The organism is Psychrobacter sp. Ps7 (genome assembly GCF_022129225.1).
Classification (GTDB): Bacteria; Pseudomonadota; Gammaproteobacteria; order Pseudomonadales; family Moraxellaceae; genus Psychrobacter; species Psychrobacter immobilis_A.
Genome location: NZ_JADQAH010000023.1, coordinates 25,040 through 48,240, shown reverse-complemented (window position 1 = coordinate 48,240; position 23,201 = coordinate 25,040). Strand labels below are relative to the sequence as shown.

The 23,201-nt window shown below is 42.3% G+C and carries 22 protein-coding genes; 14 read left to right on the top strand and 8 right to left on the bottom strand.

The features are described 5' to 3' along the window. The 7 genes from I3257_RS09135 to I3257_RS09105 all read left to right on the top strand — a co-directional run. The coding region (locus I3257_RS09135) for a 3-hydroxyacyl-CoA dehydrogenase NAD-binding domain-containing protein (protein WP_238049516.1) at window positions 1-1,574 on the top strand (1,574 nt) is incomplete at its 5' end. A 258-nt stretch (window positions 1,575-1,832) separates the two neighbouring features. Further along, complete coding sequence (gene fadA, locus I3257_RS09130) at window positions 1,833-3,005, top strand: acetyl-CoA C-acyltransferase FadA (RefSeq protein WP_201560821.1); 1,173 nt, start codon at window positions 1,833-1,835, stop codon at window positions 3,003-3,005. A 152-nt stretch (window positions 3,006-3,157) separates the two neighbouring features. Further along, window positions 3,158-4,087 (top strand): hypothetical protein, encoded by a 930-nt coding sequence (locus I3257_RS09125; RefSeq protein ID WP_238049515.1) that lies wholly within the window; start codon window positions 3,158-3,160, stop codon window positions 4,085-4,087. 17 nt (window positions 4,088-4,104) lie between these two features. Then, window positions 4,105-5,826: a rhomboid family intramembrane serine protease gene (locus I3257_RS09120; RefSeq protein WP_238049513.1), complete on the top strand. Its 1,722-nt coding sequence runs from the start codon at window positions 4,105-4,107 to the stop codon at window positions 5,824-5,826. A 202-nt stretch (window positions 5,827-6,028) separates the two neighbouring features. Continuing rightward, window positions 6,029-6,604, top strand: a complete 576-nt coding sequence (locus I3257_RS09115) for an isochorismatase family protein (protein WP_201554866.1) — start codon at window positions 6,029-6,031, stop codon at window positions 6,602-6,604. 180 nt (window positions 6,605-6,784) lie between these two features. Next, entirely contained in the window at window positions 6,785-7,414 is a 630-nt protein-coding gene (locus tag I3257_RS09110) for an HD domain-containing protein (protein ID WP_238049511.1), read from the top strand. 115 nt (window positions 7,415-7,529) lie between these two features. Further along, window positions 7,530-8,135 (top strand): DUF1287 domain-containing protein, encoded by a 606-nt coding sequence (locus tag I3257_RS09105; protein WP_045447939.1) that lies wholly within the window; start codon window positions 7,530-7,532, stop codon window positions 8,133-8,135. A 290-nt stretch (window positions 8,136-8,425) separates the two neighbouring features. Here I3257_RS09105 and asd read toward each other — a convergent pair whose 3' ends face one another. Beyond that, window positions 8,426-9,259, bottom strand: coding sequence for an archaetidylserine decarboxylase (asd, locus tag I3257_RS09100; RefSeq protein ID WP_238049510.1), 834 nt, complete (start codon window positions 9,257-9,259; stop codon window positions 8,426-8,428). A gap of 112 nt (window positions 9,260-9,371) precedes the next feature. On the opposite strand from asd, the gene dtd reads away from it, so the two are divergent. From dtd to phoR, 3 genes are all read left to right on the top strand, one after another. Then, a complete protein-coding gene (gene dtd / locus I3257_RS09095) occupies window positions 9,372-9,827 on the top strand; it encodes a D-aminoacyl-tRNA deacylase (RefSeq protein WP_060491898.1) in 456 nt (151 codons plus the stop codon). A gap of 156 nt (window positions 9,828-9,983) precedes the next feature. Continuing rightward, a complete protein-coding gene (gene phoB / locus I3257_RS09090; RefSeq protein WP_055125876.1) occupies window positions 9,984-10,688 on the top strand; it encodes a phosphate regulon transcriptional regulator PhoB in 705 nt (234 codons plus the stop codon). Window positions 10,689-10,768: 80 nt separating this feature from the next. Next, window positions 10,769-11,872 (top strand): phosphate regulon sensor histidine kinase PhoR, encoded by a 1,104-nt coding sequence (gene phoR, locus I3257_RS09085; protein ID WP_055125877.1) that lies wholly within the window; start codon window positions 10,769-10,771, stop codon window positions 11,870-11,872. On the opposite strand, the gene I3257_RS09080 is transcribed toward phoR, so the two are convergent. Further along, window positions 11,869-12,471, bottom strand: a complete 603-nt coding sequence (locus tag I3257_RS09080; protein ID WP_238049509.1) for a M23 family metallopeptidase — start codon at window positions 12,469-12,471, stop codon at window positions 11,869-11,871. The genes phoR and I3257_RS09080 overlap by 4 nt on opposite strands. A 195-nt stretch (window positions 12,472-12,666) precedes the next feature. Between I3257_RS09080 and I3257_RS09075 the strand changes: the two genes are divergently transcribed. Next, entirely contained in the window at window positions 12,667-13,356 is a 690-nt protein-coding gene (locus tag I3257_RS09075) for a DUF3820 family protein (RefSeq protein WP_238049508.1), read from the top strand. A gap of 39 nt (window positions 13,357-13,395) precedes the next feature. Here I3257_RS09075 and I3257_RS09070 read toward each other — a convergent pair whose 3' ends face one another. After that, entirely contained in the window at window positions 13,396-14,283 is an 888-nt protein-coding gene (locus tag I3257_RS09070) for an alpha/beta fold hydrolase (protein ID WP_238049507.1), read from the bottom strand. Between the two features lie 286 nt (window positions 14,284-14,569). Here I3257_RS09070 and I3257_RS09065 point away from each other — a divergent pair, with 286 nt between their 5' ends. Beyond that, on the top strand, window positions 14,570-15,247 hold the full coding sequence (locus I3257_RS09065) for a TIGR00730 family Rossman fold protein (protein WP_045455284.1): 678 nt from the start codon (window positions 14,570-14,572) through the stop codon (window positions 15,245-15,247). Between the two features lie 121 nt (window positions 15,248-15,368). On the opposite strand, the gene I3257_RS09060 is transcribed toward I3257_RS09065, so the two are convergent. Next, complete coding sequence (locus I3257_RS09060) at window positions 15,369-16,985, bottom strand: FAD-dependent oxidoreductase (protein ID WP_238049506.1); 1,617 nt, start codon at window positions 16,983-16,985, stop codon at window positions 15,369-15,371. Window positions 16,986-17,512: 527 nt separating this feature from the next. On the opposite strand from I3257_RS09060, the gene I3257_RS09055 reads away from it, so the two are divergent. Next, window positions 17,513-17,947 carry a hypothetical protein gene (locus I3257_RS09055; RefSeq protein ID WP_045447953.1) on the top strand — a complete coding sequence of 145 codons (435 nt, stop codon included), beginning with the start codon at window positions 17,513-17,515 and terminating at the stop codon, window positions 17,945-17,947. A gap of 109 nt (window positions 17,948-18,056) precedes the next feature. Here I3257_RS09055 and I3257_RS09050 read toward each other — a convergent pair whose 3' ends face one another. Together I3257_RS09050 and I3257_RS09045 are read right to left on the bottom strand one after the other, a co-directional pair. Then, window positions 18,057-19,145: a peptidoglycan bridge formation glycyltransferase FemA/FemB family protein gene (locus tag I3257_RS09050; RefSeq protein ID WP_238049505.1), complete on the bottom strand. Its 1,089-nt coding sequence runs from the start codon at window positions 19,143-19,145 to the stop codon at window positions 18,057-18,059. A gap of 243 nt (window positions 19,146-19,388) precedes the next feature. Next, window positions 19,389-20,012, bottom strand: a complete 624-nt coding sequence (locus I3257_RS09045) for a YceI family protein (protein ID WP_238049504.1) — start codon at window positions 20,010-20,012, stop codon at window positions 19,389-19,391. A 466-nt stretch (window positions 20,013-20,478) separates the two neighbouring features. On the opposite strand from I3257_RS09045, the gene I3257_RS09040 reads away from it, so the two are divergent. Beyond that, window positions 20,479-20,760, top strand: a complete 282-nt coding sequence (locus tag I3257_RS09040) for a type B 50S ribosomal protein L31 (protein WP_011281173.1) — start codon at window positions 20,479-20,481, stop codon at window positions 20,758-20,760. A gap of 140 nt (window positions 20,761-20,900) precedes the next feature. On the opposite strand, the gene I3257_RS09035 is transcribed toward I3257_RS09040, so the two are convergent. Together I3257_RS09035 and I3257_RS09030 are read right to left on the bottom strand one after the other, a co-directional pair. Continuing rightward, a complete protein-coding gene (locus I3257_RS09035; RefSeq protein WP_238049503.1) occupies window positions 20,901-21,743 on the bottom strand; it encodes an SGNH/GDSL hydrolase family protein in 843 nt (280 codons plus the stop codon). Window positions 21,744-21,747: 4 nt separating this feature from the next. Continuing rightward, window positions 21,748-23,145 (bottom strand): nicotinate phosphoribosyltransferase, encoded by a 1,398-nt coding sequence (locus tag I3257_RS09030; RefSeq protein WP_238049501.1) that lies wholly within the window; start codon window positions 23,143-23,145, stop codon window positions 21,748-21,750. Between the last annotated feature and the right edge of the window lie 56 nt (window positions 23,146-23,201).

Here is a 23,201-nt window from a genome sequence, read left to right as displayed (position 1 = left end):
ATGCGGCCATTGATTTGGTCAAAAAATGTATCTCAGGTGAGCTTGATTGGAAAGCGAAGCGTGAAGAGAAGCTGAATCCAGTTAAATTAAATCAGCTTGAGCAAGCGATGGCGTTTAACAGTGCAAAAGGTATGATCTTTGCTAAAGCCAATCCGAAGCAATATCCTGCGCCAGCACTTGCTATCGCTGCGATGGAAAAACACGTTAACTTACCACGTGATAAAGCGATTGAAGTAGAAGCCGCAGGTTTTGCAAAAGCGGCGAAAACCCCACAAGCAGAAAGCTTGGTTGGTTTGTTCTTAAGCGATCAGTTGGTTAAGAAGTTAGCCAAGCAGCATAGCAAAAAAGCACATGAAATCAATGAAGCGGCCGTACTTGGCGCTGGTATCATGGGCGGTGGTATCGCTTATCAGGCAGCCAGCAAAGGCTTGCCAATCATCATGAAAGACATCAAGTCTGAGCAATTAGACCTTGGTATGGGCGAAGCCAGCAAGTTACTTGGTAAAATGGTCGATCGCGGCAAAATGACCCCAGCAAAAATGGGTGAAACCTTAAGCCGTATCCGTCCTACTTTGAATTATGGCGATTTTGCTGAAACGGATATCGTCATCGAAGCGGTCGTAGAAAATCCAAACGTTAAGCGTGCGGTGCTAAAAGAAGTAGAAGGCTTAGTAAAAGATGATTGTATCTTAGCCTCAAATACGTCAACGATTTCTATTACTTTCTTGGCTGAAGCACTTGAGCGTCCAGAAAACTTCGTTGGTATGCATTTCTTTAACCCAGTACACCGTATGCCATTGGTTGAAGTTATCCGCGGTGAGAAATCCTCTGAAGAAGCGATTGCGACCACTGTTGCGCTAGCGTCTAAAATGGGCAAAGTGCCAGTTGTGGTTAATGACTGCCCAGGTTTCTTAGTGAACCGTGTGTTGTTCCCATACTTTGGTGCATTTGATTTGCTCCTCAAGCAAGGTGCTGATTTTGCTCATGTCGATAAAGTCATGGAAAAATTCGGCTGGCCGATGGGTCCAGCTTATCTAATCGACGTTGTTGGTTTAGATACTGGTGTTCATGGCGCAGAAGTCATGGCAGAAGGTTTCCCTGACCGCATGAAGCCTGATTATAAAGGCGCGATTGAGCTTTTATATGAAAACAAACGCCTAGGTCAGAAAAACGGCGTTGGTTTCTACAAGTATGAAATGGACAAACGCGGCAAGCCAAAGAAAGTTGCTGATGAAGCCACCTATGAGCTATTAAAAACCACCACAGATAGCGACAAGCAAACGTTTGAAGATCAAGCGATTATTGACCGCACTATGCTAGCGTTCTGTAATGAGACTGTACGTTGCCTAGAAGACAACATCGTCAGCACGCCATCAGAAGCTGATATGGCGATGATTATGGGCGTTGGTTTCCCGCCATTCCGCGGTGGACCTTGCCGTTATATTGACCAAATGGGTTTAGATAACTACTTGGCACTGTGTGAAAAATACGCATACCTTGGTAAAGCTTATGAAGCCCCGCAGAAGATTCGCGACATGGCAGCAGCAGGCGAGACCTTTTACGCCACCGCGTAATAGGCAGTCATTACTAGGATGAAGTGCCGTACGTGTGCTGTTTGAGGGTGAGAGCTATTAATCTATTTATATTTAATGGCACTATTTTTTAATAACAAATCTTTAATAGCACACGTACGATTATAGTTGGCTTCATTTAATGCTAGTACAAGGAAATCGAGCGCAGAGGTACGTATTGTACTTCAAGTGAGATTGACGAAGTAATAGCATTGAAATGGGCTGACTACACTGACAATAAAAATTGAAAAGGAAGATAGTATGACAATCTTAAGTCCAAAAGACGTGGTCATCGTAGATGGCGTACGCTCAGCGATGGGTAAAACCAAAAACGGTATGTTCCGCCATGTCCGCGCTGATAGCATGTCTGCCGAATTGGTACGTGCATTGGTTGAGCGTAACGACTTTGACACACGTGACGTCGAAGACATTATCTGGGGTTGTGTCAATCAGACACTAGAGCAAGGCTTAAACATCGGTCGTAACATCGGCTTGCTTGCTGGTATTCCAAAGACTGCTGGCGGTCAAACCGTTAACCGTCTGTGCGGCTCATCTATGCAGGCGCTACATACTGCTGCTGCCCAAATCATGACCGGTCAAGGTGATGTTTTCATCATCGGTGGTGTTGAGCATATGGGTCACGTCGGCATGATGCATGGCGTTGATCTTAACCCTGAAGCGTCAAAGCATTATGCTAAAGCCTCAAACATGATGGGCTTGACCGCTGAAATGCTTGGTCGCATGAACAATATCACTCGTGAAGAGCAAGATGCCTTTGGTCTTGAGTCGCATCGCCGTGCATGGGCTGCGACCACCGAAGGTCGTTTTGACAATGAAATCATCGGTATCGAAGGTCATGACGAAGCGGGTCGCTTGCAACTATGTACTGTCGATGAAGTGATTCGCCCTGATGCGACGATGGAGCAAATGCAAAAGCTACGTCCAGCCTTTGATCCAGTAGGCGGTACAGTAACTGCTGCTACCTCATCTGCACTATCTGATGGTGCATCAGCAATGTTAGTGATGAGCGCGCAAAAAGCTAAAGAGCTAGGTCTAAAGCCACGTGCTCGTATTCGTAGCATGGCAGTCGCTGGTTGTGATGCTGCTATCATGGGTTATGGTCCAGTACCTGCGACGCAAAAAGCACTTAAGCGTGCTGGCATGAGCATCGATGATATGCAAACCATCGAGCTAAACGAAGCATTCGCAGCGCAAGGTCTATCAGTACTAAAAGCATTGAATTTGACGGATAAGCAAGACATCGTCAACATTAATGGTGGCGCGATTGCATTAGGTCATCCACTGGGCTGTTCAGGTGCTCGTATCACGGTTACTTTGCTTAACGCTATGGAGCAGTCGGATACTGAAATCGGTCTAGCGACTATGTGTATCGGTCTTGGCCAAGGTATCGCGACTATTATTGAGCGTGTGTAATTTTTCTCTAATCTCCAAATAGCAGTAAATATTAATAAAGCTGATATTTGTCGATTAAATTTGTACTAATGTCTTGTAAAATGAGCGTCTCTCACTTAATGTTGGAGGCGCTTTTTTTGGTTTAAGTCATATTAATGAAAGGTAGAGTATAAATGGCACATCATAAATCGTCAGATAAGAGGCGCTTAGATTTAGAGGTGTTTAAGTTAAAAATGCGATATATCTTTCTTCCTTTTTTAGGTTTTAGTATTGGCGCCATTTTATTCTACAACATCATAAGATGGATGTTGGACATCTGTCTAGGGATATGGCCTCTAAAAGATACGGTCTGGAACTTAATTATCCCAATAATTGTCAGTGTTATTTTAGTGCTTGTCATAATGCGATCAAGGATTAGACTGCTACGATTTGAATTATTTGATGATAATAGCGCTAATGTATTTTACTTGGTGATGATACTTGCTTTATTTCCGCCTATATCAATCAGTCAAGCTTACTTATATGAAGCAGCATATGACATTATTGATATAAGTAATATAAGTGATATTAAATTATATCCAAAACAAAAATACTTCCAATTTGATAATAAAAGTATTGAGAAACAAGGGGTTGTTTCTTACTTCAATACTAGGGAGATGGGGAAATCTAGACAAGAGTTAAAAATATACTTATATTTTGCCACTCCTTTTTATGGAGATAAAGATATCTGGTGGGGACAGGCTTTTACTAAGGTTATTGATAATGATCTTGAAGAAAAAGAGAAAGTTCAACAAATAGAAAATTTTAAAAGGATTTCTAGACAACAATATGCAAATGAAGAGATATCTACTGCTGATTATTTTGAAAAATTGCAAAACTCAGATACTAAGTATGGTTATTTAGAAGCGATTAGATTGTCAGGTCAGCAACATATTAATGACCCAATAATACTTGTATCTCAGTTGAGCACACTTAACGAAAAAGCAGATAAAGAGTTAGCAAAATTCTTTAGATTTTTTATCATTGGCATGTTTATTTGCTTACTATTAGTTTTAAAAGCAACGATTGATAAAAAAGCATTTCAACAGTTTAAGGTACGCTAGATTAGTGGTGATAGTGCATGGATGATAATAACAAGCAAAGCCAGTATAGGTATAAGGATAAAAATAGAAGCAGAAACAAAAAAAGAGTAAGCAAAAGGGATAAACAGAAGCGAACACAAAGCCTAAGCGCTAAAGAATCGATCAAGCTAAGACTAAAGCAAGTATTCTTGCCATATTTAGGTCTTAGTATTCTGACCATTCTGCTTTTTGGGGCTTTACGCTGGTTGCTTGATATTTATCTAGATATTCTACCTTTAAAGGAAGGCTACTGGAATTTTGGTATTCCTCTCCTTTTATCTGTTTCAGTCGTCAGCATTTGGATGTGGCCGAGGTACGAGCTTTTGACCTTAAAGTGGGTTAAGCGTAGTAGTTCAGGCTACTTTTTTATAACGATGGTTTTAGCATTAGTGATACCACTCGTTCTCAGCCAAAACTATTTGTCTAAAGCTGCCTACGAGGTCATTGAAGTAAATAGCTTGAATGATATTCGTCATTATCCAAAGCAAAAGTATTTCAGAGTAAATGATTTTGAGCCACTCAAATTAGAGAGCGTTTCTTATATAGAAACACAAGTAGTCAGTGGACGATATTTTGACTCAACATTGCATATTGATTATTACATTGCGACGCCATTTATAGCCGCTGAGAATATTTGGCTAGGTTCTAGCTATCACACGAAATACAATAATCGTGCAGACCAAAGTATTAAAGACAGTCAATACTCAGCGTTTATTAACGACTCGCGCCATAAGTACGAAGCCAAAGACCTCTCTAATATCAGCTACTTTAAGAAACTTAAATCATCAAATAGCAGAAATGCTTACTTACACACGATTTCTACGGCTAATAGGCAATCTAATTTGCCACACTTGGTATTATTACCTGAAACAGGGTTACTTGCTGATAGCTTAGATCGTGATTTTGTTTGGGGGTTTGGTTCATTTTTTATTGGTATGGTGCTGTGCTTGTTGCTCGTTCTCGCAGCAGAGTTTGATAGTCAAGAAAAGAAAAGTACGCAAAAACATATACAAAAGCGAAAACATATACAAAAACAAAAGCCCGTAAAAAAACGAGCACCAGTAAGTGATCTATCAAAAAGCCTAGTAGTTTGGTTTAGAAGTAATAAAGAGCGACCTGCGACGTTAATGTTAATACTGACCTGTATAGGTGCATTTATACTGACCGTATTCATGGGTATGGATATCATTGACCCTTTATCTAGACAGGTAAATAGTGTAGGTGGGTTGACGATGGACGCGCTGCAAGCTGGTAAGTATTGGCGGGTGGTCACAGCACTTTTTGTACATGCAGGAATTATGCATTTAGTAATGAGTCTGGGGATGCTGTTTGCTACAGGTTATATTTTGGAAAAAGTATTGGGTCCTATACGTTTTGCGATGGCCTTTTTTATATGTGGTATTTTCGCTAATGTTTTAGGGGTGCTATATTTTGATATGGACATGGCAGGTGTTTGGGGTGCTACATTTGGCTTGTTTGGTATCGCGATACCGTTGGTGGTCTTTAAGATTTTTAATAAAAAATATCGAGAGCTATTCGGCGGTACTATCGCTGCGATATTAATCATTACTTTAACCAGCATGTTCTTTGCATTTATAAACACGCTCAGTTATATGGTGTATTATCTTTTAACCTTATGTTTTGGCGTTGCTTTCGGTGTGGGCATGGTCATGACTCAAAAACAGTCTTTATTACGTAATGCTAGGCGTCATAATATATAGTTATTGGCTATTCATAATCAAAAACCTACGCTAAGCAGTATGAATCAAACGTGATGAATTGTTATTAATCATTATTAGAGACTATCTCCATTGACGCCCTCAGCAAACTATGACTAAATAAGAGTAAGGCTAATAAAGACAATATCAATGATAAAATTAACATAGCCTTTAACAATAAAGTCAGCCGTACAAGGAGTGTGCCATGTCTACTATGATTACCGATCGTACCTATCGAATCGCTCGCGAAAATACCCAAGCGATGATAATCGATGTTCAAGAACGCTTAACACCGCATATTTATGACCATGAAAACATCGTCAAAAAAACAGTGACGCTTATTAAAGGTTTACAAGCACTGAATATCCCTATCATGCTCAATGAACAGTATAAAAAAGGGCTCGGCGATACGCTACCTGAAATACGCGAGGTATTAGAAGGCGATAACGCCAAAAGCTTTGAAAAGGTCACTTTTAGCGCTTGTGATAATGATGATTCGTGGCATTATTTAGCGCAGCAAAATCGAAGCATTGTTTTGCTATTTGGCGTAGAGACACATGTCTGTGTACTACAAACAGCGCTTGATTTGCTAGATAATGGTATGCAGCCCGTCATCATTGGTGATGCAGTCGGTTCGCGTTTTCCATATGATAAAAAGCAAGCAATTCGCCGTATTCGCCGTGCTGGTGGCGTGATTACCACGGTTGAAACCATTCTGTTTGAGTTATGCCGAAGTAGTAAAGACCCTGCTTTTAAAACCATCAGTAACTTGATTAAATAGCTCTTTTATTCAAGATAAAACCGATAGCGCTTACTCACATAAGCGCTATTTTTTATAGTGGTGCTAATTAGCTATAGGTTGACATGCTCTTTTATAGCGCTCATAAAATGTATAATACTTGCTTATGCGTAAAGGTAAAATGAAGCGCTATATATTCGTAGAAAAATTAAGAGAAAATTTATGCCATCAACCAAACCCCTTTTATTAACCAACCCAACGCTTGCCTCAAACATTGATATAGATCATGTCACTCATTTCTTATTAGAGCTTGATGCGCTTAAACGTATCAATCGTCGTAGCTATGTGACGCATACCACACGCAAAGAAAACTCTGCCGAACATTCATGGCATTTAGCCATGGCGTGCTGGTCTATTGCTGAACAGTTTGAGCTAGATGTCAATCATGAAAAACTACTCAAGATGGCATTGGTACATGACTTGGGTGAGATTGACGCAGGCGATACGTTTTTATTCGCAAATAGTCGTAGCGAGGCGCACATTGAAGAACGTGCAGGCATTGCTCGATTGCAAGCTGAGCGTGGCAATGGCATCATGGATTTAAATGAGATTTGGGAAGAGCAGGAGACGGGTAGCAGTAAAGAAACCCAGCTGCTCAGAGTGGTTGATCGCTTATTGCCTTTTTTATTGAATTTAAATACCAACGGGGAAACGTGGATTGATGCTAACGTCACGTGCTCGCAAGTGACTACAGCACTTGCTTTTATCAAAGACAGCTTTCCTCCCATTCATGATTGGCTATCAAAAAATATCGACTATGCGACTCAGCAAGGATGGTTGATTGATGCTTAAGTAAAGCCATCATTTTGCCGTTTACATGTTTGCAAATATTTGTATTCTTTAAATATTAAAGTATTTAGAATTAGCTAAATGAGCGATTAAGTACATTATATAGAGAGATTGTTAAATGAGAGTCACTGGCACTTATAAGGTTTTCGCTAAATCGCTCGTCTTTGTTAGCCTATTAACTTTGGCGCAACTAACTCAGGCTGCCGCACCTATTAGTAATGGTGATAAACTGGCGCACGATGCCAAAAAACAGATCGGCATTACCACCAGCTATGATCCTGCTTACCGCAAGTTGGATTTTCCGCGTGGCGATGTGCCGATAGAAACTGGCGTCTGTACCGATGTTATCGTCCGTGCTTATCGCTTGCAAAATATAGATCTACAGCAATTAGTCAACCATGATATGAAGTCAAATTGGTCGGCTTATCCAAAGACTTGGGGGCTGAAATCAACCGATAAGAATATCGATCATCGCCGAGTGCCCAATCTTGAAGTGTTTTTTGCGCGTCACGCAAAGACATTATCGACGACTGATAAAGCCAGTTTTCAAGCAGGGGATGTGGTGACGTGGCGGCTACCGAATGGTAATTTGCCGCATACAGGTATTGTCTCCGATAAAGTCGCTGCGGATGGTACACCGCTGATTATTCACAATATCGGACGCGGTACGCAAGAAGAAAACATCTTATTTGCTTATCCTATTCTCAAGCACTTTCGTTATTAACTACTTTTTTTATTAACTAGGGTGTGTCATCAATTAGATTGTGAGGCTTAAAATGAGAAAAATTGTAGATAAACAAGGAAGAAATTGCCATTAATATGAATATATTGACAAAATTTCTGACGATGTTTAGCAAAATTTAGACATTTTAAGACCACTAAATGTATTCATGTGCTAATTGATGACACGCCCTAATATGTTGCGATAAGATAATTACCCACAATAAAAAGCTCAGTTAAGCATAAATTAGGATGCTGAACTGAGCTTTTTTGAGTCGTTAAATCGCTCAATTATTAAGCGTTAGTAGTCCCTAGTAGCTGTCCCATTTTTACCACACTATCGGCTTGCATACTGTCTTGCCAATCTGCTTTTGCGCCTTTTGGTAAAATGACAATTGCGGTTGAGCCTAAATAAAAACGACCCAGCTCATCGCCTTTCTCAAAGCTCATATTGTGCTCAGCTTCTTGAATATCATCAGTGCGAGCAATTTTACCAGTCGCCACGGTTTCGATACCAGCGACAATCATCGCCCCAACCATCACCACCGCTGCTTTACCATATGCTGTATCAAACAGACAAACCAAGCGTTCATTACGCGCAAATAAGTCTGGCACATTTGCTGCCGTAGTATTGTTGACCGAAAATAGCGTACCCGGTACATAACGGGTTTTGGTTAAGGTGCCGGCGAAGGGCATATGTACACGGTGATAGTTACTGGGCGCAAGATAAACTGTCGCAAAACTGCCATCCGCAAAATAGCGTCCATCTTCACTGTCAGCAAGCAGTTGACCAACGTCATAATAGCGACCTTTTGCTTGAAGCAATTTATGGTCGTCAATTTGACCCAACTGCGAGATAATACCATCGGCAGGACTGACGATACCATGAGGCGTCATGTCGATAGGGCGCGCGTCTTCTTTTAGCTCACGAGTAAAAAAATCATTAAAGCTCTCATAGGCGTTGAGACTTTGGCGCTCATACTCGTCCAAGCTGACGTTGTAGGCTTTAGCAAAGCTACGGATAAACGTGCGTTTAACATAAGGATGGCGGCTAGCGGCTAGACGCCCAGCAACTTTACTCAGTTGCTGCTGCGGGACAAGCTGTTGTAAAGTAGTGAATACATTCATAATGAGGCTACCAAAATAGGGTGTGATGTAATAATTAATAAGCAAGAGAATGGCCGTATTTTATCATGGACGGCGTATTATTGTATGGGCATAATTGGTAAGGAATCCGTAAATGAAAGCACTTATACAGCGCGTACGCCGTGCTAGTGTCACCGTCGATGCGCAGTGTGTTGGTACGATTGAGCAAGGCATATTGGCTTATATTGGTTTAGGGCCTGATGACGACCTAACAAGCGCCCAGCGCATGGTGGATAAAATCCTCACCTATCGTATTTTTGACAATGATGATGATCCTGCCAAGTACGGCAAACTGGATAAAAATGTCCAGCAAGTTGGTGGCGGACTGTTATTGGTATCACAGTTTACGCTAATGGCAAAAACAGACAAGGGTCGTCGCCCTGACTTTGGTGGGGCGATGGCACCTAATGCGGCGCAAGCGTTGTTTGCACAATTGGTCGCCTACGCCAACACGCAACATTCAAACGTGGCAACGGGTCAGTTTGGCGCTAATATGCAAGTGTCGAGCGTCAATGATGGGCCATTGAATTTCTTGTTAGAAGTAGATTGAGTAAACTAAGCATTAGCCGTCACGAGACCTATGAACCGCTTAAAAGTTGAATGTCATTAAGCTGTCATAATTACCCCGTTTAATAGGGAGCAGCAGGCGAGCATTTATCGCCTTTTTTGTCAGCTAAATGTTGTCCTCTAACACTGAGAATGCCGTATGTATAATGAGCAAATTTTGATTGTTGAAGATGAACCTGCGATTCGTGAAATGATCGTCATGACGCTAGAGATGGCGGGATTTGATAGTTTGCAGGCAGCGGATGTATCTGAGGCGCACCAACAAGTGGTCGATCACCGCCCTGCGCTGATTTTGCTAGATTGGATGCTGCCCGGCGATAAAAGTGGCATTGATTTTTGTCGATTGCTCAAAAATGATGAGCTACTTGCTGAGATACCAGTCATTATGTTGACGGCTAAAAGTGAAGAGGACAGCAAGGTGCATGGCCTTGATGCTGGTGCTGATGATTATATGACCAAGCCTTTTTCGACACGTGAGTTAATATCCAGAATCAAAGCAGTATTGCGTCGTAGTAACGCGCTCAGTAGTGATAAACCTATCGAAATCGGCAATCTGAGCCTTGATCCCAAAAGTCAGCGGGTGACAGCGGCTGGTAAAGTGGTTGATGTTGGTCCTACGGAATATCGATTACTGGCATTTTTTATGAGTCATCCAGAGCGTGCCTATACGCGGACGCAGCTGCTAGACCAAGTATGGGGCGGTAATGTATATATCGAAGATAGAACCATTGATGTGCATATCAAACGTTTGCGGACATTACTACGACCGCATCAATGTGATACGTTGATACAGACAGTACGCGGGACAGGCTATCGATTTTCTAGCTTTATTGAACCAATTTAACGGACGGTTTTTATTCGCTATAAAAGCAGTATGTCAATCGTAGCACAGTGAAAAACGGCGAATAGTGATAAGGATGATGGATGAACACCCTAATATCGGCTCAAGGCGACCAACAAAATAAATCACTGCTAGCAACTCAGCAGAATACAACGGATCAACTCAAAAAAATTAGAAGCGCACTACGCGCATTGCGTGATGCGGTGGTTTTGCTCAATGACGATGATGGGCTCGAATGGTGGAATCAGGCCGCCGAAGATTTAATGTTGTTACAGTTATCAGATAAAGGTAAGTGCATTTTTGACTTTATTAGTGCGCCTGAATTTCGTCAGTATTATCAGGCGACGACCAACCCTAACGATGGTGCTCAGGATGGTGTGCACATTGTCTCGTGGCGCGCGCCCAAGCGTTATCTAAAGTGTGAGCTCACGCCTTTTGGCGATGAGAAGCTGCTCATTATTTATGATGTGACGCGCTTGCATCATTTAGAAGAGATGCGCCGCGATTTTGTGGCGAATGTCTCGCATGAGTTACGCACACCGTTGACCGTCATGATGGGTTATCTAGAAAATTTTTCGGATCAGCCAGATATGCCGCCGCATTGGAAGCGAGGGTTTGAGCTGATGAGCCAACAGACTGCGCGTATGAATAGAATTGTGAATGACTTATTGCTGTTATCTCGCATCGAAATCGAAGAAACCCATGAGCTCAGTTATATTGATATGACCAAGCTGCTGACCCATGTTTATGATGATGCGCAAGCGTACAATCAAGAGTATGGGCATACCATTCACTTGCAGATAGACACTTATGACGGACTGTATGGCTCAGAGATGTATCTAAATAGCGCGCTTTCTAATCTGGTGATTAATGCCATCAAATACACGCCCAAGGGCGGTAATATCGCCATTAGCTGGACAAAAACGTCAGAAGGTTGCCGATTTGCCGTCGAAGACAACGGTATTGGTATTGCACCTGAGCATATCGCACGGTTGACGGAGCGCTTTTATCGTATTGATAAAGGTCGTAGTCGGGCGACTGGCGGCACAGGGCTAGGTTTGGCCATCGTTAAACACGTCTTGTATCAGCATGAGGCTAATTTACAAATTGAATCAGTAGAAGGGGTAGGCTCGACGTTCAGTATGGTATTTCCAGCTGCCCACATTAGATCAGCTGCGATACCCTAATCTTTTTGTAAAAGTGGATAGGGGTTCACTGCACTGCCGCTGATATAAATACCGTAATGCACATGTGGCGGCGTACCTTTTGCATTGCCACTGTCGCCGACGTAGCCGATGATATCGCCAGCATCGACCCAGTCGTTTGGACTAATATCTGCATAATCTTCTAAATGCGCATAATAATGCCCTGCGCCGCCTGGTCCAACCACGACCACTACACGACCGCCTAACGTATTTTCACCAACTTTGCTGACGATGCCTTGTGTCGTGGCTCGTATTGGTGTGCCTCGTGCGGCAAAGATATCGATACCTTCATGACTGCGACCTTGACTGCGTGCAGCGCCCCATGTATCTGTTAGATGTTGTTCTGGAAGTGGACTGGGTAAGCTGTTTTCCGTCGGTAGTTCTTGCTGTAACAAACTGAGCTGTTGCCATTTTGCTATCACAAATGACTGAGTTTGTTGGCTGATACTGGGTAAGAGCCTATCAAATACAAATAATAGCATCAACAATACAGCCGCTTTAATAAGCACACTGAGTACACGATTTAAAAAGGTTGGCTTTTTCTTTTGTTTTAATTGCGGATTATTGTCATCTGCTGGCATCTATCTCTCTTTAGTTTTTTAAATGGACTTCAATTGATATTATATAAGTGAAGTTATCTATTCTTTGTATATCATTGTTATCTCTATTTTTTATCCCCATAAATATAACGTTTCTTTTAAAGTTTACGTATTTTTAAAACGTTACATAAAATACCAATGTTGCTATCTATTATTGTTATCCATGGCTGAATCTTTATGACTGACACCGCGCTGATTATCGATACCGAAACCGATCAAGGTCGTGATCCGCGTCCGATTCAAGTGGCGACTATTAATGCGATGACGGGTTTTGAGTGGATGAAGTATTTTAATAGTGGTCGTTCGATATCACCAGTTGTCATTAGAGTTCATGGTATCACCGATGAGGATGTCGCTGGTCTTGAGCGCTTTGATTTAGAGGCGTTTGAGTTGCCGCATTATTTGATTGGTCATAATGTGCGCTTTGATTGGCGGGTTATTGGCAGTCCGTCTACTAAGTTGATATGTACGGTGCGGCTGGCGCGTGTGGCTTTTCCAGAGTGGAGTGCTTATGGTCAGTCCAAATGTATCGAGCAATTATTAGGCAAAAAGCAAGCAAGTAGGATGACGATTGCCGCTCATGATGCGCTGGGCGATGCGCGTATGTGTTATTTGCTTTATCAGGCGTGTTGTGAGCGCCTAGCCATTGCACCGATGGATTTTGCTGCTGTCCATGCTATCGCCAATAAAGCCAATCCAGTGAGCAAAATGCCCTTTGGCAAACATAAAGGTACGCTGATTAAAGACGTGCCCATCAGCTACGTAAAATGGATGCTAGGTAATATCCATAATATGCAGCCGTCGCTTTATTCTGCCTTAACCAAGCGTGTCAAAGCAGAACAGGCAGCAAAAAATACGCAAGACTAAATAGAATTGCATTTGAATAGGTTAACTAAACCGAACTTATTACTGCTTAGCTAGCCAATCAACCGCCATTTGCCAAAGCTGTGGGGCTTTAGCATTGGTTCTGCTAATAAAATAGCGCATATGACCGATACTGTTTAGACCAAAGTCTTTGGGATCTAAAAACTGCTTTTCGACTGGCATTTTAGTAAAAACACGAATCATATCATCCATATTTTTGCTATTGGCAATGTCATCATCACTAAACCCCAGCCATAATGATGGCATAGTAATGTCATCATAAAAGTGCGTTTGTATAATTTTGCCAAAGGCTGTTTTGATATAGCCTGCGCCATTACACCATTCGCGCCACTGCCGAGACACGCCCCGTGGTAGCGGTTCGCCCATACCAATTTTATCTGACGGCGTGTACCCTAACGCCAAGTTGGCGAGTGGAATAAAGGCATCCATAAACCCTATCGCTTTGAGTTTATAAGGCATGCTCATATTTTTAATACGACCTGATGAGCAGGCGACATTGAATACTGAAGCGAGCGCACTATAATTTGGCATCAAACCTATCAGCTGACCGCCTGCACTATGACCAATTAAATGATAAGTGGCGTCGGCAAATTCATCTTGCAACGCATCAAGGACGGCTGGCATATCATGGCGACCCCAGCTAATCAGCGATGCATCGCATTTAGCCAATGCAGACGACAGCGATTCACCGATGCCTTCATTGTCAAAGGTTAGTACACCAAAGCCATTTTCTGCTAAGTGAGTGGCAAAATTGTGATAAAACTGGCGCTTGATACCCGTTGCTGGCGCGAGCATAACCGCTTTTTTTACCTCATTTTTAGGGCGATAGACAGTCGCTGCCAATGCCTGATTGCGCTCAGTCATGATACTCAGTGAATAAATATCCGTCTGACACTGTTTATTTTCCATGCTTTAACCTTCATATTGTTAGGGTTCTATGCGGTGTGGAGTGGTTATTTATTTGCAATTATTTATCAATAATCTGCTCTTAAAATGTAGTCATTACGTAGTGATAAACCGCTTAAATTAGCTGATAGCCACCTGATAGCATCGCTTATGTTAAGATAAATGCTGGCAAGCAAGGCGTTCAATTGTGACTTTCAAGTTCTATGCTATTTATCTGGGGTGGTATTATCCATGAGGGTTTTAACGAGTATTTAACAAAAACAATCGATATAAAAATTAAGGAAGCTATATGCAAATGAAAATTAACAATGACACTTATGAAGTCATTACCAGTCAAGACATTACCAATATTGAAAAAGCAGTGGATAAATCAACGTTAACGATGCCGTTGGTAGCGGTTTATTGTGGTTCGCGTTTAGGCAATAATGAAGTCTACGAGCAGGCAGCCCGCGAGTTGGGTAGTGCGCTTGCTGACAATGGCATGGGTTTGGTCTACGGCGGCGCGAGCATCGGGCTGATGGGTGCCGTTGCAGATGAGGTGATTCAAGGCGGCGCGCAAGCGGTCGGTGTGATTCCAACCTTTATGCTCAAACATGAGATTGCTCATGAGCAGCTGACTCGCTTGCATTTGACCGATACCATGCACACCCGCAAAACTGTGATGGCGGAGTATGCCGATGCCTTTATTACCTTGCCGGGCGGGCTTGGTACTTTAGAGGAGATCATGGAAATCGCCACGTGGCGTCAGTTATATCAACATGAAAAACCGATGATTATTTTGAATATCAATGGTTTCTATGATCGTATGATCGAGCACTTAAAATATACGGCTGACCAAGGTTTTATGAAGCAAGAAGATCTGGAGCGTTTGGTGGTATGTAACACGATTAATGAAGCCATTGAGCTATTAAAAACAGTCGTAAAAATAGACGATGCAGTCGATACTGAAAAAATGGCTGGTAATTAAGAGTACGTATTTCTATAGATGAATACTTTTATATATAAATATTTCATCTATAAAAAAGGAGAGAAGGGCTGATTATTAGCCCTTCTCTCCTTTTTTTGTTCAATTTTTAATAGAACGCTTTTTATATCTCAGTAGCACCTGCATCATTAACCGTGTTGAAACCCTTTAAAGTTGTCTCGCCAATACCGTGATTCACATCAGCCATTGCCAATGGAAAGCCTCGTTGCTCAGCCAGTGTACGTGCGACTTCATCAATCGCCATGCTATCGTGTTTTGTCAAATACGCCCAATTATGAGCATAACGATTGCGGTTGGCTGGCGTGTCATGATCGATTAAGCCAAGTTCAGTCAATTCATCAACGATTTGATCGGCAGCAATCAAAGTTGATGATGCTTTGACGTTTTCCGCACGAGCATAGCGAATATTAGAGTACAAGCTTACATCAGCCACTCGCAGCGTATCGTCTTGACCGGGTATTTGCTGCCCACCATATAGCGCGTTACCGACCGTACGTGCGCTATGGAAGGTCGGTACAAACTCTGCCACATAATCAATCGCTTGCTGACTACGCGCTTGTAACGGTGCTTTATCCCAGCCATCTTCGATATAGTGCACATACTGCGGCGGCAGCTTAGGTTGGGCGCTGTCTTTGCTAGAGGCGACCAAGCCATCATTGAATAGCGTGATAAATTTGCTCATGCCATGTATTTGAAAATAACCACCGGGATAAGGCGTGAGTTGAGCCATGCCTTCTGGTGTGCCGCGACTGCCATAAACGATAATCTCCGGTATCTGTCCGCCAGTATCATCCCAGTGGGTAATATAAGACGATTTAAACTCGACCATACGCGTGACTTTGACCCCGACCATATCATCGATGACGCCAGTACGAAAACCGCAAGCGTTGATTAAGTAATCCACTTCGATAGATTCGGTTGTATTTTTGGTCTCAGATTCGGTTGCAAGCTGAGTTTTAGAGCTGGCCGCTTGCTGATAATCAATACGCCATTTAGTGACGTGGTGGTCAGCGTTTGAGCAGTTTTCACAATCAACAGGCATTACTTGCTGAACCTGTGTATCGGTAAAGACGTGTGCATGCTCATAATCGGCTAATGCCAATTGCGCAGAGGCCGCCAAGCGAAAAATATTCCAGCCGTACTCTTGCACGACAATCAGTGGAAACTTGACTTTATTTAAGTCCAAATACTTAGCGACTGGTATCATCCATTCATCAACCGACCGCGGCACAGTGACTTGCTCACGTTCTGACAGGGCAATGAGTTGCTCATGACTATAAAGCTGATAATAGTTTTCAGGTTCGCCCAACACTTTGTTATTAGCATCTTCGGCGATAAGCTTACGATACGCATCAGTCAAGATATCAAGACGTGGTAGCAAGTCTTCTGGCAAGCCTTCATCGCGAGTTGGTACGGCAAATACTGTTGGGCGAACATCGATGGTATAAGGATAAAGGCGCAATATATCGATACATTGTTTGAGGAGAGCCACACAATCTTCATCAGGAATTTCGCGGTATAGATTGCCGCCAGCATGCAAGTGACACATCGGTGGACCATCAATCAGCGATTTGTTTTTTTCAAATACATAAGTTTCAAGCCCCAATGCCGCAAGGCGGATAGCAATGGTTGCTCCTGCCGTACCACCACCAAGAATACCGACACGTTTGGCAGAGTGCGCTTGGTTTTTCACTGGGTTTTTAATGAAAGAGTGAGTCATTGTCGTTGTTATATCCTTAATAGCAGTTACAGCAGGTCATGCTCGGTGTATTTGTTAAATGTTTTATTCTAAAATCTTATTTTAAAAAATTTGTCCTAATGGATCTTGTTCTAAGCCGTTTATAATTATTGATATGCGTGCAAAGGACGTCAAGTTCAATATGCATATGAAGCCGCAAGGGTCATATTTATCATTGTGTAGTAATTCTTAATGTGTATAGGGTATTCTACGAAAAATGACAACCAATATGATGGCAAATACGTAAGTAGATAGGTGAGTTTTGTCAATGAATGGCTATGGCGCTTGATAGCAATGGCTATGCCAGTTTAACCAATTTGCAAATACATAAGCTTTTGTAAATTTATATATGGATAGAAACGACTGCGCTGTTGCATATGCTATATTAAAACTGCTTGAAGTCAGCGGTAGGTTTTTTTTGCCGTTTAAATCGTCTGACGATGAGAAAAATCCAAATAGAAATTTATGATGACAATCATAATCACAATCAAAATGACAAGGAAGTTATTATGAAACGTATGCTTATATTATCGGCTCTCACCGGTGTTTTAACGCTTACTGGTTGTACTACGTTAAACAATGTATTCGGCAATGATGATTCTGGCATGCATGATGTACAAGCCACCAATAAAAATACCGCGCCAGTCGCGAGTAAAAACGGCATGTTAGTCGATGCAAGCAATCACATGACCTTATATACCTTTGACAAAGATGGGATGAACAAATCAGAGTGTGGTAGTGCCTGTCTAATTGCTTGGCCCGCATTTATGGCACCGAGTAATGCCAAAGCGTCAGGGCAGTTTGCAGCATTTCAACGCGAAGATGGCAAGTATCAATGGGCGGTAAATGGTAAACCGTTATATTTCTATGCCAATGATACAAAGGTGGGCGATAAAGATGGCGACAATAAACTGGGCGTTTGGCATATCGTCAAAACCAAGTAAAGTAAGCCCATTGTCTACCGAAATGAAAGACAATTAGCATCAAAAAAGCAGCCATTGTAATGGCTGCTTTTTTATTGGCTTGACTGATTAGAATCGTAAAATAACGCGATCAAATATCTGCCAAAGCTTCAGCTTGTTCAGTCTCCAAGATAGTTTCTTTAGTAGGCTCTTTTCTATATAGAGGGAAAAAGTCGGAGCGTAAATCATTTTCGGTGAACCAGCTATCAGCGACTAATGCTGCGTATTTTGCTGGATTAACGACGAGTCTATAAGTTTTGAATAATAACTCTTGTGAGCTAAACCCTTTTTTATACTCGTATAAAGAATCTAGATTAGAGCCTACGCCGCCGCCAAGATGCAGTAATTTATAATGATTGGTTCGGCCCCAATTACGAGCCACATGGGTAATGAGTTTGGAAGGTTGTAGATGGGTATAGGCGTTGAGCGTGCCTCCGAGATGAAATTGCATAATGCCCGATTCTTTACAGATCGTGTAGATAGAAGAGCCAATGGCTTTATTATCCTGATAGGCAGTTATCAGTAGTATTCTGTCTTGCAGATTTTCGAGCAAATTAAAAAAGTAATCATCATCAAAGAAGTAGTACTGATCTGCCTTCACCTGCGCCATCGTTTCTTTATATATATTGGAAAACATCACTGCATTCTCTCTGGTTAAACGCTCAATTTTTGTCACGACATCCATTTTTAATGCTTTTTTAATACCTCTACGATGACGATTTTGAGTCTCGCTCCAGTGCTCCTCTTCAGATTTACCCAAGTCAGACATCAATGTCAATCCATGAGTGAGTGCTTTGCCGACCGTTGGTAGCCACTCTTTATTGATGATTGGATGTAGTCGCATGAATAAAGACACACAGCCTTTTGCTAAGAGAAAGCCCCTTACTTCTGCCAATATTATGTCTAATTCGGCATCAGTGAGAGACTTATCCATGACAGGACCGCCGTAACCATAAGTAGAAGTCGCATCCCAATGCTCTGAGTCGAGTTCTCTTATAATGAGAGGCAAAAAGATCTTTTTATTGTTATAAGTGGCAATCACTCCTTGAGGAGTGCCTTTATCTACAATAGCTGACGCAGCAATCCAACCAGATAAGTGATAAATATCAAAGTGATAATCAGCGATGTTTTTATCCCAGTCTTTATTTATCTCGGCAAAGTCTACCTGTACTGTATCCATCTTTCTGCTCCCTCAGCGTTATGTTTTATATTCGTAAATCCGTATATATGAATATAACAATAAAAACTGAGGTTAACAAGCAGATGGGAAGTATTTATGCGATTTATTGAATATATATAAATGTCGAGTGAGTTGATTCATTATTGTCAAAAAAGCAGCCACTATGATGGCTGCTTTTTTTTTAGAGTATGTAGAGAGAGTATGTAGAGGAAGTAGCGATTTGTGCTTGGCTAAAAATTAGACTTATTTAGATTTTTTGTTGGTTTGCGCTTTTTTCTCTATTAACTCACCATCGATTTGGATCGGGACATTGGTGGTAATGCCATCTGCGAAAGCTGTCATACCATAGGCTGCGCGATCAATATTACCCGTTGCACGGAAGCCAATAACTGGCTCTTTGGTAAGAGGGCTGTTGGCGATTTTATTCAAAGTCACATCCAAAGTTAATGGTTTGGTTTGACCTAGCATAGTAAAGTCACCTGTGACCTTGGCTTGTTGCGGATTTATAAATTTTACGCTGGTTGATTTAAAGGTCATGGTTGGATATTTGGCGACGTTAAAAAATTCAGCCTTTTTTAAATGCTCATCACGTGCATCCCAATTGCTGTCAATGCTATCGGTTGCAATGGTGAAGCTCATATTGGTTTTACTGGGTGCTTTGACGTCGTAATTAATGACCCCTTTGACGTCGTTAAAATGACCCATGGTGGTCGAAAATCCTAAGTGATTGACAGAAAATCCCACACGGGTGTGCGAGTCGTCTAATTGCCATTGACTAGGTAATGCCGCACTTGCAACAGTGGTGAGTGCCAGTGCTGAGCTGATAAGCAAGGCTTTTGCGCTATTCTTCATAACAGTATTTATCATTATATTGTCCTTATTGAGTGTTTATAAATAGTGGGTGCTTGATTAACGAGGCGACATCAGACAGTATCCATCATCATTAACAAATGATTAATATCGAAAATAATTATTAACTAAATCTAAACTTAAGATATTTATTGATTATTTAAACTAATTTAATATTATACTAACATACCGTATACCTCTCAACAAAATAGAGATTTTGGTGACAACTTATCACATATATCACTCACAACTGCTGCTTGCGTCTAGCGGTAAAAACCGTTAAAATCGCGGTTTGATTTTCCCGCTGGGGAAAGGCTAAGTGAGCAGAGGAATGGTGTTGGGTGCTGGAATAAGCCAGTGACGCAGCTGCCATACTTATCAATGTCCCTTAGTGCCTCAGTTACGTATGTCATGACTTGTTTGACACATCGTCTAAGATGGTGTTCAAGAGTGCTATACATACATCGGACATAGAGAGTTTATTATGCGTAAAGATATCCATCCTAATTACCAAGAAGTTTTATTCCATGACACTAACGCTGACGTGTTTTTCTTGACTCGTTCAACCGTTAAAACCAAAACCACTCGTGAATACGAAGGGTCAGAATATCCATACTACCCACTTGATATCTCAAGTGCGTCGCATCCATTCTATACTGGCGAACAACGCAAAACTTCTACTGAAGGCCGTGTTGCTAGCTTCAACAAACGCTTTGGTGCATTTGGTGGCCGTAAGAAAGCTGCTGATACTGACGCTGCAGAATAATTCACACGTATTGCGTGATATTATTTTGAGCATGTGTTTTCTCAAACATGCACAGCTATAGTATTAAGAACATAAAGAAACCGCTGACTATTCAGCGGTTTTTTTTGTTTAAATTTTTAGAAGTAACGCCTCAATGGTTTTTAATCAGTCAACTCAGCATCGGAAGGGTTCAGTAACTCTATAATCAACTCTGACAATTGCTGCGCCCAATAGCCATACATGAGGCTGCTAGGATGAAAACCGTCACTGGCAAACATCACTTTGATATCGATTGGAGTACCGTTCGAATGCTCTGCTATCATTCGTGGAAAGTCAGTGGCCATGTAGGTGACACTATCATGAGCGGCGCAAACTTGCTGCAATATCTTATCAAGGATAGAGGCTTTAGCACCCACAAAGTTACTTAGCGGGGCAGGTATCGCAGGCATTTGTGCCATCGGCGGCAGGCTTAAAAAAATCAACTCTCGCACGCCAAATTTACGCTGAGCGATAGCAATGATATTTTCAATTTGCTGTTGCCATTTATCCACCGAGACTTTAGAGGTGGTGTCGTTAACGCCGACACTCAGCACCATCACATCAACAGGCTGGCTAGGCGCGGGTAGAACATAAAGCCTACGCAAGATATCAAAGCTGGTATGCCCCGTCGTCGCTTGCAATGACCAGTTCAGTATATCAAACTGATTTTGGATAGCAGACTGCTGCGTCAAAACAGGAATTAAGTTACCGACAAGCGCTTCTTGCTGCGTCTCACTACCGACGCCAGCCGCCGCCGAATCGCCAACAACCATTAGGTTTAATGTTCGCTTGTGCGCATCTTTTGGCGACTCAATCGCGTCATTTAATTGAACTTGCCCGTGCCTTTCACCACTTGGCTCAGGTAGACGTACCGTATCACGCTTAATTTTGCGCCCTTGATAAAGATAAATAGGAGCAAGCAGTACATCTCTTGCCACCGAGGCGATTTTATTGCTATTTATCATATTGCTACCATCCTGCACGCTCTCGAATAGTGGTGAGATTGTCTTCAATTAATAATTTACCATCGACATAAATATCACGCAGTAGGTTATCTGCGTCTGCAGATAGGTCTTCAGCCTTGATGGTTTTTAGCTGTCCATTGCTGTTTTTGACCAGCGCCAAACGTCCCTTCTTTGAGCGTTTTGAGCGGCTGGTAATTGGGTCTTTATAGATATCTGTCCATGTGCCATCGATAGAGATAGCGCTGGCTTTCATCGCCCAGCTCATGGTGTCGCGGTTGACTTGCTGTAATAGACCACCGCCCATACCAAAGGTCACATTCTCTGCGCTAAAGCCTGCTTTCATGATCACCTCAATGATCTTAGTTAAGCTTTGTGGGCTGATGCCATCCCCTTGGATGACACGTACATAATCAGGCAGCACTTTATAGCCTTTACTATTAATCGTTGTTCCAAATTTTACTGCCAAGCGCTCTAAGGCTTCGCGAACCACTTTGGCAGGCTCACCACTATCGGGTCGGATAACCAAAGTCCCGCCCATATTTTTCACATCATCTTTTAAGCTGCCGCCCCAGATATTATCGATGGCGTTCCATAAGTCGTAGCTGTCAGAGACCACTGAGAAGCTTTTACCTACGCCGCCAAACTGCTCAATCATATTGGCAAAAGCAGCGGTTTCGCCATCACGACCCCACGCGGTCATGGTGCTATGCTCAGCGGCAGGAATAGAAAACGCGGGCATGTCTTTATGCATGTGATACCAGCGGCTGGCAGCCACCAACGCTGTCATCGAATCGGTACCAGCAAAGTTCACCAAATGCGCTAAGCTGCCGAGCGCGACAGACTCTTGACTAGATGCTCCGCGCGAGCCGAAATCATGCAAACGAAAAGTGAGTGATTCGGTATTGTCTGCTGATTTTTCTAACGCCTGACGAATAATGCCTTTGCAATAATGCGAGACACTAGCGACGGTTGATGGATACCAAATGGCACGGAGTAGCGCCGTTTCGATATAGCTTGGCAGCCAATAAAATTCAGGATCGGTGTTGATAACTTGGCAGACGACGTTGGAAACGGGTACGATGCTACCCTCAGGTATGGCTTCGATACGCAGTGGTAAATAACCACCATGTTTATCAACCAAACGCTCCCAGCCAGCACGGTTAAAGGTCAAACCATGTGCTTGAATGACCATTTCGGCTTCATCAATGTCTTGATGAGTGATTGGCGTGCTTAGATATTCTTTAATAAAGGCTTGCAAGCCAAAGAACACCACATCGTAGTCACCTTTACGCGCCTCAATGTAGCTGGACAGATACTCACTACCTTTTGGGTATTGCACCCAATGTGAGGTTTTGTAGCTGTCGCTATTTAGAATTAAATTGTTTAAATTGCTGGTATACATCACAGAACTCCTCTGCTTTGAGATGCCGTAGCTGCGTTAATGAAAGAACAGTTACG

Excerpts from the sequence above, each read along its gene's own strand:
- I3257_RS09030 (WP_238049501.1), bottom strand. The coding sequence starts at position 23,145 with ATGTATACCAGCAATTTAAACAATTTAATTCTAAATAGCGACAGCTAC.
- I3257_RS09070 (WP_238049507.1), bottom strand. The coding sequence starts at position 14,283 with ATGGAAAATAAACAGTGTCAGACGGATATTTATTCACTGAGTATCATG.
- I3257_RS09075 (WP_238049508.1), top strand. The coding sequence starts at position 12,667 with ATGACTGACACCGCGCTGATTATCGATACCGAAACCGATCAAGGTCGT.
- dtd (WP_060491898.1), top strand. The coding sequence starts at position 9,372 with ATGAAAGCACTTATACAGCGCGTACGCCGTGCTAGTGTCACCGTCGAT.
- I3257_RS09065 (WP_045455284.1), top strand. The coding sequence starts at position 14,570 with ATGCAAATGAAAATTAACAATGACACTTATGAAGTCATTACCAGTCAA.
- I3257_RS09035 (WP_238049503.1), bottom strand. The coding sequence starts at position 21,743 with ATGATAAATAGCAATAAAATCGCCTCGGTGGCAAGAGATGTACTGCTT.
- I3257_RS09045 (WP_238049504.1), bottom strand. The coding sequence starts at position 20,012 with ATGATAAATACTGTTATGAAGAATAGCGCAAAAGCCTTGCTTATCAGC.
- I3257_RS09040 (WP_011281173.1), top strand. The coding sequence starts at position 20,479 with ATGCGTAAAGATATCCATCCTAATTACCAAGAAGTTTTATTCCATGAC.
- I3257_RS09110 (WP_238049511.1), top strand. The coding sequence starts at position 6,785 with ATGCCATCAACCAAACCCCTTTTATTAACCAACCCAACGCTTGCCTCA.
- I3257_RS09060 (WP_238049506.1), bottom strand. The coding sequence starts at position 16,985 with ATGACTCACTCTTTCATTAAAAACCCAGTGAAAAACCAAGCGCACTCT.
- I3257_RS09050 (WP_238049505.1), bottom strand. The coding sequence starts at position 19,145 with ATGGATACAGTACAGGTAGACTTTGCCGAGATAAATAAAGACTGGGAT.
- I3257_RS09105 (WP_045447939.1), top strand. The coding sequence starts at position 7,530 with ATGAGAGTCACTGGCACTTATAAGGTTTTCGCTAAATCGCTCGTCTTT.
- I3257_RS09080 (WP_238049509.1), bottom strand. The coding sequence starts at position 12,471 with ATGCCAGCAGATGACAATAATCCGCAATTAAAACAAAAGAAAAAGCCA.
- I3257_RS09055 (WP_045447953.1), top strand. The coding sequence starts at position 17,513 with ATGAAACGTATGCTTATATTATCGGCTCTCACCGGTGTTTTAACGCTT.
- I3257_RS09125 (WP_238049515.1), top strand. The coding sequence starts at position 3,158 with ATGGCACATCATAAATCGTCAGATAAGAGGCGCTTAGATTTAGAGGTG.
- phoR (WP_055125877.1), top strand. The coding sequence starts at position 10,769 with ATGAACACCCTAATATCGGCTCAAGGCGACCAACAAAATAAATCACTG.
- I3257_RS09115 (WP_201554866.1), top strand. The coding sequence starts at position 6,029 with ATGTCTACTATGATTACCGATCGTACCTATCGAATCGCTCGCGAAAAT.
- I3257_RS09120 (WP_238049513.1), top strand. The coding sequence starts at position 4,105 with ATGGATGATAATAACAAGCAAAGCCAGTATAGGTATAAGGATAAAAAT.
- fadA (WP_201560821.1), top strand. The coding sequence starts at position 1,833 with ATGACAATCTTAAGTCCAAAAGACGTGGTCATCGTAGATGGCGTACGC.
- phoB (WP_055125876.1), top strand. The coding sequence starts at position 9,984 with ATGTATAATGAGCAAATTTTGATTGTTGAAGATGAACCTGCGATTCGT.
- asd (WP_238049510.1), bottom strand. The coding sequence starts at position 9,259 with ATGAATGTATTCACTACTTTACAACAGCTTGTCCCGCAGCAGCAACTG.